Annotated in this window: 14 protein-coding genes and 1 tRNA gene; 6 read left to right on the top strand and 9 right to left on the bottom strand. The window is 39.9% G+C overall.

Annotation, left to right across the window (positions count from 1 at the left end):
• Positions 1-72: 72 nt before the first annotated feature.
• Positions 73-747 carry a (d)CMP kinase gene (gene cmk, locus ACQP6D_RS00075; protein ID WP_267403417.1) on the bottom strand — a complete coding sequence of 225 codons (675 nt, stop codon included), beginning with the start codon at positions 745-747 and terminating at the stop codon, positions 73-75.
• 203 nt (positions 748-950) lie between these two features.
• The gene (locus ACQP6D_RS00070; protein ID WP_427857132.1) at positions 951-1,577 is read right to left on the bottom strand and encodes a hypothetical protein; all 627 of its coding nucleotides are present in this window, start codon (positions 1,575-1,577) and stop codon (positions 951-953) included.
• A gap of 199 nt (positions 1,578-1,776) precedes the next feature.
• Here ACQP6D_RS00070 and aroA point away from each other — a divergent pair, with 199 nt between their 5' ends.
• The 3 genes from aroA (at position 1,777) to ACQP6D_RS00055 (ending at position 5,684) form a co-directional block, all read left to right on the top strand.
• Positions 1,777-3,090, top strand: coding sequence for a 3-phosphoshikimate 1-carboxyvinyltransferase (aroA, locus tag ACQP6D_RS00065; protein WP_427857131.1), 1,314 nt, complete (start codon positions 1,777-1,779; stop codon positions 3,088-3,090).
• A gap of 79 nt (positions 3,091-3,169) precedes the next feature.
• Positions 3,170-4,210: a Holliday junction branch migration DNA helicase RuvB gene (ruvB, locus tag ACQP6D_RS00060; protein WP_427857130.1), complete on the top strand. Its 1,041-nt coding sequence runs from the start codon at positions 3,170-3,172 to the stop codon at positions 4,208-4,210.
• Between the two features lie 85 nt (positions 4,211-4,295).
• Positions 4,296-5,684: a phosphomannomutase/phosphoglucomutase gene (locus ACQP6D_RS00055; protein ID WP_427857129.1), complete on the top strand. Its 1,389-nt coding sequence runs from the start codon at positions 4,296-4,298 to the stop codon at positions 5,682-5,684.
• 112 nt (positions 5,685-5,796) lie between these two features.
• Here the strand turns inward: ACQP6D_RS00055 and ACQP6D_RS00050 are convergent, their stop codons facing one another.
• The 3 genes from ACQP6D_RS00050 to ACQP6D_RS00040 form a co-directional block, all read right to left on the bottom strand.
• Positions 5,797-7,035 (bottom strand): MFS transporter, encoded by a 1,239-nt coding sequence (locus ACQP6D_RS00050; protein ID WP_267390458.1) that lies wholly within the window; start codon positions 7,033-7,035, stop codon positions 5,797-5,799.
• 694 nt (positions 7,036-7,729) lie between these two features.
• Entirely contained in the window at positions 7,730-8,059 is a 330-nt protein-coding gene (gene trxA, locus ACQP6D_RS00045; RefSeq protein ID WP_100140927.1) for a thioredoxin TrxA, read from the bottom strand.
• A 146-nt stretch (positions 8,060-8,205) separates the two neighbouring features.
• Positions 8,206-9,390 carry an O-succinylhomoserine sulfhydrylase gene (locus ACQP6D_RS00040; protein WP_370387321.1) on the bottom strand — a complete coding sequence of 395 codons (1,185 nt, stop codon included), beginning with the start codon at positions 9,388-9,390 and terminating at the stop codon, positions 8,206-8,208.
• Positions 9,391-9,589: 199 nt separating this feature from the next.
• On the opposite strand from ACQP6D_RS00040, the gene yaaA reads away from it, so the two are divergent.
• The 3 genes from yaaA (at position 9,590) to ACQP6D_RS00025 (ending at position 10,856) form a co-directional block, all read left to right on the top strand.
• A complete protein-coding gene (yaaA, locus tag ACQP6D_RS00035; protein ID WP_427857128.1) occupies positions 9,590-10,372 on the top strand; it encodes a peroxide stress protein YaaA in 783 nt (260 codons plus the stop codon).
• A 107-nt stretch (positions 10,373-10,479) separates the two neighbouring features.
• A tRNA-Ser gene (locus ACQP6D_RS00030) sits at positions 10,480-10,570 on the top strand.
• A gap of 130 nt (positions 10,571-10,700) precedes the next feature.
• On the top strand, positions 10,701-10,856 hold the full coding sequence (locus ACQP6D_RS00025) for a DUF2321 domain-containing protein (protein WP_427857127.1): 156 nt from the start codon (positions 10,701-10,703) through the stop codon (positions 10,854-10,856).
• Between the two features lie 400 nt (positions 10,857-11,256).
• Here ACQP6D_RS00025 and ACQP6D_RS00020 read toward each other — a convergent pair whose 3' ends face one another.
• From ACQP6D_RS00020 to ACQP6D_RS00005, 4 genes are all read right to left on the bottom strand, one after another.
• The gene (locus ACQP6D_RS00020; protein ID WP_267403405.1) at positions 11,257-11,727 is read right to left on the bottom strand and encodes a hypothetical protein; all 471 of its coding nucleotides are present in this window, start codon (positions 11,725-11,727) and stop codon (positions 11,257-11,259) included.
• A 188-nt stretch (positions 11,728-11,915) separates the two neighbouring features.
• Entirely contained in the window at positions 11,916-12,908 is a 993-nt protein-coding gene (locus ACQP6D_RS00015; RefSeq protein ID WP_427857455.1) for a hemagglutinin repeat-containing protein, read from the bottom strand.
• A gap of 286 nt (positions 12,909-13,194) precedes the next feature.
• Complete coding sequence (locus ACQP6D_RS00010) at positions 13,195-13,467, bottom strand: hypothetical protein (RefSeq protein WP_427857126.1); 273 nt, start codon at positions 13,465-13,467, stop codon at positions 13,195-13,197.
• Between the two features lie 20 nt (positions 13,468-13,487).
• Positions 13,488-13,874 (bottom strand): hypothetical protein (locus ACQP6D_RS00005; RefSeq protein ID WP_427857125.1); only part of this gene is annotated, 387 nt, incomplete at its 5' end.

Below are 13,874 nucleotides of genomic sequence, written 5' to 3'. Positions count from 1 at the left end.
AGTACTAAAATGCTCTTGTATTGGCGAACACACTTAGCACTGTGTACAAAATCCGAGAATTATACCTTATTTTTAGATTTTTCGATACCAATCAAGTACTTTTTCTACACTTTCTTCAATAGTAAGTAGAGATGTATCAAGAATTTTGGCATCACAAGCAGGTTTAAGCGGAGCCACTAATCGGGTGCGGTCTGTCTGATCACGTTTTTCGATATCAGCCAGTATCTGCTGATATTCGATACCATTATTGGCAATTCCAAACTGCAAGGCACGCCGTTGTGCTCGTACCGTAGCACTGGCTGTAAGAAATATTTTCAGTTCAGCCTGAGGAAATACGACTGTAGCCATATCTCTGCCATCTGCCACCAATCCTTTGGAAGTCAGAAAACTGCGCTGACGTTGCAATAATGCGTCTCGCACTGCCGGTAAAGCAGCAACTGCGGAGGCTCCCATACCAATATCCTCGGCACGAATCTCTGCTGTTACATCCTTACTATCAAGCAAAATACATTTATTGTGGAAAATTACAGGTAGATTCTTTGCCAACACTGCAACACCTGATTCATCCTGCCAATTAATATGCTGTTGCCGAGCATAGAGTGCAGTCAACCGGTACAAAGCTCCAGAATCCAAATAATCTCTATTGAGAACATTTGCTACTCTTGCTGCCACAGTCCCTTTTCCAGATGCACTTGGACCATCAATTGCAATTACTTTCAAACGTGGCTCAAGTTGTTTCGCCACCATATTCTTCCTTTATTAAGTACATCTTTTATATATTGTACAAAATTTTTTCAATGACCAGTATCTTCGAGATAACTGATAATCAAAAATGCCCAATCACACCCAATGTACTTTAACCGCTGTTAAAGATTTCCAGTCTGGTTCAAACCTTTAGCATAATGTTTGAAAGCAGTTATTGGCATCTATATATTCTAATTTTAGATTTATCAATGTGCTTCAACTTGTTTTAAGGATTTCTTCATCTGTAAAATGGTACGCCACTGCATTACAGCAGATACAGTGAATAAAGCAAGCATAAAAGGGCATTCATACAATTCTTCCAACAAGTCATCATAAGCAGAATTGAAAAGAATAAACTGTGAAATCCAACGACCACGTTCAATGGCATCAGCAAGTAGAAAACCCGCCGCAGCCAGCAAAAAATTCCAAACAGGAAAAGGTTGCTGGTAATAATAAACAATTCCTTCACGTAAACGAGGCCAAACCAGCATCAAGATTAACCCGAGAATCAATATTGCTGCTATTGTGTGATATACCGCGTGTTCATACCCGGGAAATGTCTGCCTGCCCCAATTCTGGTCACGTCCAAGCAACAAAAGCCACCATAATGATGCCCATAACCAAAACGCTTTTTTCTTACCGGACAACCCACTGCAAATAGTTGAAAAAAAAGTAAATAAGAAACAAAAAAGCAGAAACAGCGTCTGCCCTTCTTCAACTTTGGAAACAAAATCAGGAGGAATGTGCAATTGCTGCGCGAAAGGCACACTCAATATCATGATTAACCAAAGTGTACTGAGTTTGGACCAGTGCCAATCAAATTTAAATTTCATACTAACTGACTTTTATTTTAAGATACTAACAAGTCTAATATTATACCTAATCTAACTAATACTTACTGGTTTTATATTTAACCACTTATTATGCATTTTCATGTTTAACTTTGCCTAAATCCATTCTTTTTTAGCATATCCGCCCGCACAATTAACTGATAAACTTGCAAGCTAATCCTGAAAATTTATTAATACCTGAATGAATACACTGCATTTAACATCCAGCACTTGTCATGCCTCTACCATTAACTTACCCGGTTCGAAAAGCATCAGCAACCGAACTTTGCTTCTGGCGGCTCTAGCGGACAATACAAGCGAAATATACGATGTGCTGGATTCTGACGATACTCTACATATGCTGAATGCATTGAAAATATTGGGTGTTAAAATTGAGCAGCTACCCACTGCAGAAAAAGAATCAGGGTTGAATCTGCGAATATACGGATGTAATGGTAAGTTTTCACAACAGCAAGCAGAATTATTTCTGGGGAATGCAGGCACTGCTTTTAGACCCTTAACTGCTGTACTAGCAATTATGGGTGGGGAGTACTATTTACACGGTGTAGCACGTATGCATGAACGCCCGATCGGTGACTTGGTCGATGCGTTAAAAACAGCCGGCTCAATTATTGAATATAAAGGAAAAACAGGTTATCCACCGTTACAAATATATCCAGCCCAAACTCCGACCAATCATCTCCTCAGTATTAAAGGTAATGTCTCCAGTCAATTTTTGACAGCATTACTGATGGCTTTACCCTTAACCGGACAAGCTTATACCATCAAAGTAGTAGGTGAATTAATTTCAAAACCCTATATCGCTATCACTCTTAAATTGTTGCAACAATTCGGAGTACAAATAACCCATAAAAATTTTCAGATATTTCAGCTACCGGCAGGTCAACATTACCATGCTCAAGAAAAATTATTTGTTGAAGGTGATGCATCAAGTGCTTCCTATTTCCTCGCAGCCGGACTTTTATCTGGCCAACCCATACGCGTAAATGGCATAGATGCCAATAGTATTCAAGGAGATATAGCTTTTGTACATGAACTTGAAAAAATCGGAGCACGTGTTAGCCGGGGAAACCAATTTATAGAAATATCCCGTTCACCTGAGCAAGAAATCTTACCATTTGACATTGATGCCAACAATATTCCAGATGCAGCCATGACTTTAGCCATCATTGCACTGGCCTGTAAAAATACCTGTCGCATTCGAAATATTGCCAGTTGGCGTGTTAAAGAAACTGATCGCATTTCAGCCATGGCAACAGAATTGCGCAAACTTGGTGCTAAAATAATTGAAACTGAAGACAGTATCAGCATTACACCACCAACTACATTACAATCCGATATACATATCAGTACCTATGATGATCATCGCATGGCAATGTGCTTTTCATTAGTTAGTCTTTTGGGAACGTCGGTCTATATCGATGATCCTCAGTGCGTTAATAAAACCTTTCCCAATTATTTCAAAATTTTTGCCAGCATGTGCACACCTGTTTAAAATCTAAATTTTATCTTGTCTGTTTCGATTAACTTTGGCATTAAGCCAATATTGCTATAATTTAATTTTTTATTCAGCCATGCTACAAACAGACCAACTTTCCGGTGCAAAACCACAGCGGGTTATCAGCCCACAAAATGTCTCCGCTCAGGAAGAGCAGCTGGAGCGTGCATTACGGCCGCGCGCATTAACAGACTATATCGGCCAGCACAAAGCTAAAGAACAGCTTTCTATCTTTATACAGGCGGCCAAAATACGAAAAGAGGCACTGGATCACACCCTTTTATTTGGCCCACCCGGTTTGGGCAAGACTACTCTTGCTCATATCATTGCCCATGAGCTTAGCGTAAGTTTGCGCCAGACATCAGGCCCTGTGCTGGAACGCGCAGGCGATCTCGCTGCCATTCTGACTAATCTCGAGCCACACGATGTCCTTTTTATAGATGAAATCCATCGCTTAAACCCTGTAGTAGAAGAAATACTGTATCCCGCACTGGAAGACTACCAATTGGACATCATGATTGGTGAAGGGCCGGCAGCACGTTCGGTGAAAATAGACTTGCCTCCTTTCACTCTGGTAGGTGCCACCACGCGCGCAGGGATGCTTACAAATCCATTGCGCGATCGTTTCGGTATCGTTTCTCGTCTAGAGTTTTATAATAATAATGACTTAACAACAATTGTGACCCGTTCTGCACAGCTATTACAACTTCATATCGACAATACAGGTGCAGCTGAAATTGCCAGACGCAGCCGTGGCACACCTCGCATTGCTAATCGCCTGTTGCGCCGCGTACGCGATTATGCCGAAGTGAAACATGAAGGAAAAATCAATGCAGAAATTGCAGATGCCGCGTTAAAAATGCTGGATATCGATCAATCTGGACTTGATGTAATGGATTGCAAATATCTTGAAGCGATTCTCTATAAATTTTCTGGTGGACCAGTAGGTCTTGACAATATTGCAGCAGCAATCGGTGAATCAACCGATACCATAGAAGATGTAATAGAGCCCTATTTAATTCAGCAGGGTTTTTTACAACGTACACCTCGCGGACGCATGGCAACAGAACTTAGCTACAGCCATTTTGGCTTACCAGCTCCAACCAATAAAACCTGATTCCCAAAATACATTGCACGAATCAGCCATACCAGCATCAGACCTAACTCAGATTAACTGAGCACAATTATTCAGGAAAATACACATGACTTCAAATCAGATAGATGCCAGCATATTCAAAGCCTATGATATCCGCGGTGTAGTTGATGTGTCTTTAAACAAAGATACAGCTGAACTGATTGGCCGCGCCATAGCCACAGTAGCACTAAGCAAAGGCATCAGCCAGATTGCTCTTGGCCGTGACGGCCGGCTTTCAGGTCCAATACTGGCAGCTAGCTTAATTCAAGGCATCACTGCCTGTGGTATCAACGTAATTGATGTAGGAATGGTAGCTACACCCATGCTGTATTTTGCCGCAGTAGAGCATTGTCAGGGCAGCGGCATCATGATCACCGGAAGTCATAATCCACCAGATTATAATGGTTTTAAAATGATGCTAGGTGGCACCACGCTTGCCGGCGACGATATACAAACATTACGCACAATAATTGAGTCCGAACAACTTGCTGCCAATGCAGAACATAGTGGCAATGTGGTTCCTTTGCCTATAGCAAGAGAATACATTACTTACATAAGCAATCAGGTACAGCTTAAGCGCCCAATGAAAATCGTAATTGATGCGGGAAACGGCGTAGCCGGAGCCTTTGCAGGTGACTTGTATCGTGCGCTTGGTTGTGAGGTGAAAGAATTATTCTGCGAAGTAGATGGCCATTTTCCTAATCATCATCCTGATCCTGCCAAGCCAGCTAACCTGCAGGATTTAATTCAAGCATTACACAGCAGCGACGCTGAAATAGGACTGGCTTTTGACGGTGATGGTGATCGTTTAGGTGTAGTCACCAAAGATGGCCAAATCATCTATCCAGACCGGCAGCTAATGTTGTTTGCTGCTGATGTACTAACTCGAAACCCTAAAGCGAAAATTATCTATGATGTAAAATCAACCCGATTATTAAAACCGTGGATTGAACAACATGGTGGTGAAGCCATCATGAGTAAAACCGGACATAGCTTTATTAAAGCCGCTATCAAAGAACACGGTGCATTGCTTGCTGGTGAAATGAGTGGCCATGTATTTTTTAAAGAACGCTGGTTAGGATTTGATGATGGCTTATACGCCGGTGCACGATTACTGGAAATATTATCCGCTACAGAAGATCCATCCGCGGTTTTAAATGCCTTACCTGAAGGTATATCTACGCCTGAAATTAACATTGCCGTACCTGCCGGTCAATCAGGACACGAAATCATATCCAATCTGGCTAAAACAGCTGAGTTCAGCGGAGAAGTAAAACGCATTACCATTGATGGATTAAGAATAGAGTTTGAAAACGGCTTCGGACTAATGCGCGCATCTAATACCACATCTGTCTTAGTCCTGCGTTTTGAGGCTGATGATCAGCAAGCTCTGGACAGCATTATTACTCAATTCAAAGCTGTAATAGCGCAAAATCCTGATTTAGAATGGGCATAAACAAGTTTAAATTCCTATATATATAGATTGCCCGATTTTAAAAATACAGACGGCTACCATTTTGGTAGCCGTTTTGGGAATAGATAAAATATCTACAACACAGCAGAATCAATTAACCTTTTGCCTTACTGCCGGTTTCACGAACGAATATCGTCATAATAAAAGCTAGAATTAATCCGACTACAAACACGATATCAGCATTCTGGAAAACTTTCAGATTCAACTGACCTTCAGCCCCAGCCAAATGATCAATCAATATACTGAAAAGATTCGTCATAATCGCACTAATAACAAACACGAAAAAGTTAATCACGCCTGTAGCCGTACCCTTCACTTCATCTGGATTAACTTCTTTAATCATAGTATAAGGGATCATAGCAGCGCCTGAAGCAACCCCAAATAGAAAACCCATAATATAAGGGGGCATCGCATTAGGCAAATACACAATCAGACCACCGGTAATGCCCATAGCAATTATACTACCCATTACAACAGGTTTACGGCGTCCGATTACATCTGATAAATAGCCCAGAACTGGACAACCAACCACCCAGCCTAAAGGTACCATAGCCAAACGCAACGCCACATCACTACTGGCGCTCAGACCCTCTTGTAAAAACTGATTACCCCAGGCAATATTTCCCACATTAGTAGGCAAGAACATCATAGCCCCAATAAAGGCACAGATATACGATTGAGGATTTTTCAGCACTACCAAATAAGGATGGCTGAGCCCAGTCCAGTCAATTTTTCCTTCCCGTGTACGTGGAGTAATGAACACTGAAGCAAAGAATATTACTGCCAGCACACCAGCGGCCACCATCCAGAACATCTGCCAGGTCAAAATCTGATTTTTTATAATTGGAGAGACTACAGCCTGCCCCATAAAACCGCCCAGCATACCAAAGCATTGTGTCATACCAACGGCAGTAGCCAGCCATTTTTTGGGAAAACCGCGTGTAGCTAAAAATACTGCACTGGTAAAAGCTAGCCCAGAACCCGCACCTTGAAGGAAACGTCCACTCTGAGCAGTAATTACTGTACCCGAGCAAAACAGCACACATCCAATAGCAACTAAAATAATACCCAATGAAGCTGTAAAACGTGGCCCAATTCGATCCAACAATACACCGGATACCAGCGCAAAAAAAGCATAAGAATAGAAATACAGGCCAATAATACCGGCCATTTCAACTTTACTTATTTCCAAAGTGGCAATTATTTCTGTCTGCATAATACTGGGTGCAGAACGCAATGCATATTGGACAAAATAGAAAATGGCACAGATTAACCAAGCTATCACAAATGTTTTATTTAATAGATTGGATTCTTTACCACTGGGAGGAGACACTGAGGCTCTTGATTCTTGATTCATAGCGCTCTCGCTTTCGTTTAATTACGAATGAAATATCACAAAATCATTCTAACAAAAGCCAGCATGCTTGAACAATAAAGTTAACTCATGCGCCAAAAAAGAAATAAAACGCTAAAATTACATTTATTTAAACAATAAAATTGAATATTAATTCAAATTAAACATTATCAGTAAAATAAAATGCCAATAAAATGATATTCCAAAAATATATTCGAATATATTTAACATATATAATCATATTTAACTAAAATGCATTAATATGTTTACAATGTTTTTACACTTAATAGACAACTAAGATAGTATAATTTTTATTATAATTTTCGTTATTTTAAGGATATTAAAAATAAATAATTAAAGTTTTATAAATTTCTTAAATTTAATTGCTATCAAGTCAAATTATACAAAAAAAACTATTTGATTAAAGCGAATATCAAATTATTTATTATCTACAGTATAAATAAATGACAAAAATTTAAAAATTGATTTCAATCTATTCTTGGTTCTATTAAGGCTAATCAATTTTTAGTTTGAGATATATCAATAAATATCACCGGCTAATCAAAGTCGAAGAAATTTATGTCCTTGAATAATGCAGTTCTTATAAGTCAAATAAACAAACTTAAACCATTATTATTATTCAAGGACATAAATAAACAGCAGAAATTAACAACTACAGAGAAGCATTAATAAAAGCTTCTAATTGCCCTTTATTCAAGGCACCAACTTTAGTTGCGACACTGGAACCATTTTTAAAAATCATAAGGGTAGGAATACCACGAACTCCAAATTTTGCAGGCGTTTCCTGATTTTCATCTACATTTAGCTTTACAATTTTCAACTTCCCCTGATATTCGGCAGCCAAATCGTCCAATATCGGGGCAATCATTTTACATGGACCGCACCATGGTGCCCAAAAATCCAACAATACTGGGACATCTGACTGTAAAACTTCATTTGCAAAATTTCCATCGCCTATATGAACAATTAAATCACTACTCATTATGGTTTCCTTTATTATCACATTGTCTATATACCATATAGCCAATCGTCTATCATTGCAATAGATGAATTATACCCAAGGATGAATACAACTCTACACACGCATTAGTTCTCAAATATACTTCTGAAAATTATACTATTATTGTATTACATAGTAATCATTTTCAGAGCATTGGCTAGATCAGCCTTTAAATCCACCGCATGTTCCAGTCCAATCGATAAACGAATCAATCCAGGCTGAATAGCTGCATCTAGTTTAGCTTCAGGAGTCATGCGACCATGCGTAGTCGTCCATGGATGCGTCACAGTAGATTTTACATCTCCGAGATTACCCGTTTTACTAAACAACGTTAAAGCATCAATCACCTGCCATGCTGCCTGCTCTCCACCTTTTACTTCAAAAGCTACCACTATACCGCCACCCTGCTGCTGCTTGCGCACCAAAGCTTTTTGAGGATGATTTGCCAGCCCAGTGTAATGAACAGCCACTACTTGTGGTTGCGTAGACAGGAACTGAGCCACTTCTAATGCATTAGCACATTGTTTTTCCATGCGGACATATAATGTTTCCAATCCACTTAGCAACACCCACGCATTAAAAGGTGACAACACCTCCCCAGTAGTACGTACGTGCTGAAAAATTTCATTAATCAAGGCTTCACTGCCACAAATTACGCCACCCATCACTCGCCCGTGGCCATCAATTGCCTTAGTAGCAGATTGTACGGAAATATCAGCGCCCAGAGCCAAAGGTTGCTGTAATGCGGGAGAAAGAAAACTGTTATCCACCACCAGCAAAGCCTGATTAGTGTGCGCAATTTCTGCTAGTTTTCCAATATCAGCCAATTCATTTAGCGGATTAGATGGTGTTTCCACAAACAGCATACGCGTATTAGGACGCATAGCTGCCTGCCATTCATCAGTATCAGTTTGGCTAACCAATGTTACTTCAATGCCAAAACGAGGCAGAATATTATTCAGTAAACCTATTGTGGTACCAAACAAACTTTTACTAGCAACCAGATGATCACCGGCTTTCAGCAAAGCCAAAAAAACTGCGTTAATAGCAGCCATTCCTGTAGAAGCTGCCAAACCCGCTTCAGCCTGCTCCAGCTGAGCTACTCGTGCCTGAAAAGCGGCAACATTTGGGTTATTGGTACGAGTATAGGTATAACCCGGTACTGAACCAGCAAATAGAGCCGCACCGGCCTCAGCACTATCAAACATAAAACTACTGGTTAAAAACAAAGCAGAATTATGCTCATTATATGTGGTTTGTTCCTTAGCACCCCTGATCGCAATAGTTTCTGGGTGCAAATGCAATGTAGACATAATAATTAAGTTAATCTATAAATATGAGTAAAGAATTGTGCCGTTTTTTTTAGGATTATGCAAATAACCAGCTAATCAGATTCAGGAATGTAGTATTCTTTGTACCAGACTTCCCACACCAGTATATACAGCTAAATTTCTAAACTTTGGAATACAGAATTCTCATATTCACAGTTATATCTAGGCAAAAGGAAAAAATATGTACTTTGTGATTTCACCTGCAAAAAAACTGAATGAAAAAAAAGTAAATTTAACCCGCAAACATACCCAACCTGAGCTACTGACACAGGCCAGACAATTAATACCAGTATTAAAACAGCTGGCTCCGCATGATATCGCCGAATTAATGGGTATTTCGGACAAACTTGCAGTGCAGAATGCCTGGCGTTTTAATGACTGGCAGCCTCCTTTTACTCTAGAAAATGCAAAACAAGCAGTCTATTTGTTTAATGGTGATGTTTATGAAGGCCTTGATGCCACTACATTATCCCCTGAGGCTTTAAATTATATACAACTGCATCTAGGTATACTTTCCGGTCTGTATGGTTTATTAAAGCCTCTGGATCTAATTCAGCCTTATCGGCTGGAAATGGGCACCAAACTGGCAAATGAACACGGTAAGGATTTATATGCATTCTGGGGAAACACTATTACCTATACATTAGAAAAAAATATGCAGGCTGCTCACGACAAAGTATTAATTAATCTGGCGTCACAGGAGTATTTCAAAGCCATTCAGCCACCAGAATTATCTGCACCAGTAATTACACCCGTTTTCAAAGACCAGAAAAACGGTACTTATAAAATAATCAGCTTTTATGCCAAGCGTGCACGTGGTTTATTTGTGCGCTATGCTGCCCAAAACAAGATAAGTGAACCAGAGCAACTTAAAAATTTTGATTGTGAAGGCTACTATTTCGACAAAGCATCATCTACAGATAAAGAATGGGTATTCTTAAGGGATGAAATACATCACTCATAAAATTTAATTAAAAATAAAAATAATGATTTAGCAGATAACAGTAAATTATTAAGATAAAAAACTTGGCAAATGCGCATTTATCGTCTAATATGCGCATCTTCAAAGACGGAAGCGTGGCAGAGCGGTTTAATGCAACGGTCTTGAAAACCGTCGAGGGTTGATAGCCCTCCGTGAGTTCGAATCTCACCGCTTCCGCCAAATAATAAATATAATAAACTCGTTACTAAGAATCTTTTAGCCTATTTAACTACTGTAAAGCCAAAACTAAACGAGCGTTGTCGTTACAAGAAATTATGGCAACAGTTCGATTTATACAGGCCTGCCCGAATTGACATTTGCAACAACCGCAGCAGACGTTTATCCCGAATGTAGAGAAGCATTCGGTGCGCAATATGGCGATGCAACCATTACACAATGCCCGAATTGCAGTTCATCGATACTGTGTGACTACCAAATTGAAGGCGTATTATTCTTACTTAGGTAGCCAATACAAGCCACCAGTGTTATTGTTGCTATTGATAGTTTTGAGCGCATCTGCCAAGAAGACGATTTGGGTTTGAACAGCTCTAGCTAGGTATTCACAGCACATCAAGCTGTTACTTCGTAAACTTTGTTTAATGGGACTATTCTTCAAGTCTTGTACAAGACTATTTCACCTCTCACCTGCCCTCAGCATCTCTTTTCTTCACTTGCTCTGCTGATAAGTAAGCTCCATACGTTGGAGTTCCTCTTTTTTCCATATATTGCTCGTACATGGTTTGATTCCATACACTATTTGGGAATATAGTTTTATGGGTCATAGTTTTATGGCCTTTAATTGTTATATTACCCTACAGACCCATCAAATTACTATTCCGACATCTTTGCCCTTCATTCTATCTTTGCTACCTATTTTTTCTTTCTGGACATTTATGAGAATAAGTATTTAACCATTTTTTCTCTGTCGAACTTAAATCAGATAACAATTTATATGTATTAGGATACAGATGAATATTTATATTATTTTCTAATTTATTTTTTTTTAGATTTATTTTACCCAAATATAAATTTTTATCGTAATAACAAAATCCATCATCAAAAGTACCATTTACATAGGTAAAGAATATATCTTCCCCTTCTTTTACATAGTCATGAACAAGTGCATGAACATATACATAATTATGGATATCACTATCATCCAAAAGTTCATACTCGAAAACAGAATCTCCATAATAATCGTACCTAAATATATATTTGCCATATTTATCATCAGTTATTCCAGTAAATAAAAATGCAAACCAAATGATATAGCCAATTATTAAAAATAATAATAGCATAAATATGCTAAATATTTTATGTTTCCAAAACCAATTCATTTTATTTCCTAATTTACTATAAATTACATTTTTCCTGTTTTTAATATAAATTTAATAACTTATACCTTTACCTGGACCCTTTGATACAAAACCACAGAACTGGCTGTGGCTGCCAATATGCCCCCTACGCTATTGGTTGGTGCGGCCAATCCTGCTCCGGTGGCGTTCAGCAGTAAGCCGCCTGTGTTTCATTGCGACAGTTCTTTTTCGTATTGTTCCCGCTCTGATAAGGTCAGGTTTTCGTCTTTCAGTTTTTCTTTCAGGCTATCCTTTTTGCTGTTTATCATTGCTGAGGTAGCCTGTATATTGGCGCGGAATTCCTGTGTTACTTCACGCTGTGTATCCAGCTCTTTCTGAACTTTGTCTTTGTCAAAGTTGTTGCTTAGATAGCCGGCTTTATCCGCATAGTTGTCGCTGCTGGTATCGGTATGAATTCCAGCTATGGTTTCGGCTACGCTTTTGCCGGTTTTCTGCTGCTGGGCAGCAGCATCCGTGATGATGATATTGCTCGTATTGATGCCGCTGTGGGTGGTACTGCTGCTATGGCCACTATCGTGTCCGAAGCCAAGGGACTTGCTGGCACCCGTTTCACCTTGATTAGCCAGATTAATCTTGTCGTTACCTGTAGGCTGTTTTTGTCCCAGTGTTGATCCACTAATGCTGCCACTGGCACCGATACCAATACTACTACCACTGTAATCACTATGATTATGAATATCGCTGCTCGTCAGGCTGCCGGTAATTACTTGGTTTTTGCCTGCCGCTTCGGCTGCTGCGGTAGAGGTGATGATGGCACCTTTGAGGTCGGTATTACCTTTGATGTTGAGCTGGTAGCCATTGTCACCGGCAATGATGCCGCTTTGTTCTGTTACAGCAGCATAATCGGCTTTGATTTTGCTTTTACTGAAGCTGGCAGAGGCAGAGGCGCCATAGCCTACGGTGACCTGCCCGCTGATATTCTGCTGTTTGCTGTTGTATTTGGCGGTGTCCTGCAAGCTTTCGATATTTAGTTCGGCTGCATCAATCTGTACGCCTTTACCTGCTACCTGTGCGCCTTTGATGTTGGTGGCTCCGCCGCTGGTGAGGCTGGTGTTGCCGCTGCTGCTTCCAATATGGCTGTTGCGGTAGCTGGTTTCGTCGCCGTTGCCATGTCCTTTGCCACGGTTGGCACCTGCGGTGATCTCGCATTAACCATAATATCTTTTTCACATAAAAAACCCACCTATATTAAGGTGGGTTGGTGCGGATAAATGGCCATGTTCCTTTTCATCGGCAGTTTAATCTGGCGACGTTTTACCATCTAGCCCTTACTTGTCGATAACGGTACCCTGTATAGTTCCTATTGTTTTAATATGGAACTATTTCACCTCGTGCTCTACGCTCAGCATCACGTTGTTTCGCACGATTCGATTGATAGGTTTCAAACGTGGGTGTTCCGCGATTTTCCATACACCTTTGGAACAAAGGTTAATTAAATACACCATTTGGATAACCTTTTTCTTGAAGCCGATTTTCCGGCTTATTTGCCAGCTCTAGGCAATAGTCTTGATTTTTTTTTCTCAGATCTTTTATTTGCGGAGACTCAGCATCATAAAAAGCATTCCTATCTTTTTGGCCTTTGATAATCGCAGCTCCTTCAGCATAATAACCGTTATACCAATCCGATATACTACATCCACCTAATAGCAGACTGATTCCTGTCACAATTAATAAGCGTTTTTTACATAGGCGGTACTGCATGACGTTTTTTACCTCCATTCTTATTGGTGTTCAGGAACTATTTCACCTCGCGCCCTGCGCTCAGCACGACGTTTTTTTTCTAGCATTGAACCATAAGCTTCATATGTCGGAGTTCCACGATTTATCATACAAAGTTCGAACATACCTGAATTAAAAATTCCATTTGGAAATCCAGTTCTTGCAACCCGATTTTCCGGCTTCGATGTTTGCTCTCGACAATAATCTCGATTTTTTCTTCTCAGCTCTTTCATTTGCGGAGACTCAGCATCATAAAAAGCATTCCTATCTTTTTGGCCTTTGATAATCGCAGCCCCTTCAGCATAATAACCGTTATACCAGTCCGATATACTACACCCTTCTAATAACAGACTAACGACTGTCAGAATCACTAACCTTGTTTTACTTAA

The organism is Snodgrassella sp. CS2 (assembly GCF_050310315.1).
GTDB classification, from domain to species: Bacteria; Pseudomonadota; Gammaproteobacteria; order Burkholderiales; family Neisseriaceae; genus Snodgrassella; species Snodgrassella alvi_E.
Note: the sequence above shows the minus strand (reverse complement) of the source record. Positions and strands in the feature narration are given on the sequence as shown.

Coding starts and splice junctions, on each gene's coding strand:
- cmk (WP_267403417.1), bottom strand. CDS start 747: ATGGTGGCGAAACAACTTGAGCCACGTTTGAAAGTAATTGCAATTGAT.
- ACQP6D_RS00070 (WP_427857132.1), bottom strand. CDS start 1,577: ATGAAATTTAAATTTGATTGGCACTGGTCCAAACTCAGTACACTTTGG.
- aroA (WP_427857131.1), top strand. CDS start 1,777: ATGAATACACTGCATTTAACATCCAGCACTTGTCATGCCTCTACCATT.
- ruvB (WP_427857130.1), top strand. CDS start 3,170: ATGCTACAAACAGACCAACTTTCCGGTGCAAAACCACAGCGGGTTATC.
- ACQP6D_RS00055 (WP_427857129.1), top strand. CDS start 4,296: ATGACTTCAAATCAGATAGATGCCAGCATATTCAAAGCCTATGATATC.
- trxA (WP_100140927.1), bottom strand. CDS start 8,059: ATGAGTAGTGATTTAATTGTTCATATAGGCGATGGAAATTTTGCAAAT.
- ACQP6D_RS00040 (WP_370387321.1), bottom strand. CDS start 9,390: ATGTCTACATTGCATTTGCACCCAGAAACTATTGCGATCAGGGGTGCT.
- yaaA (WP_427857128.1), top strand. CDS start 9,590: ATGTACTTTGTGATTTCACCTGCAAAAAAACTGAATGAAAAAAAAGTA.
- ACQP6D_RS00020 (WP_267403405.1), bottom strand. CDS start 11,727: ATGAATTGGTTTTGGAAACATAAAATATTTAGCATATTTATGCTATTA.
- ACQP6D_RS00010 (WP_427857126.1), bottom strand. CDS start 13,467: ATGCAGTACCGCCTATGTAAAAAACGCTTATTAATTGTGACAGGAATC.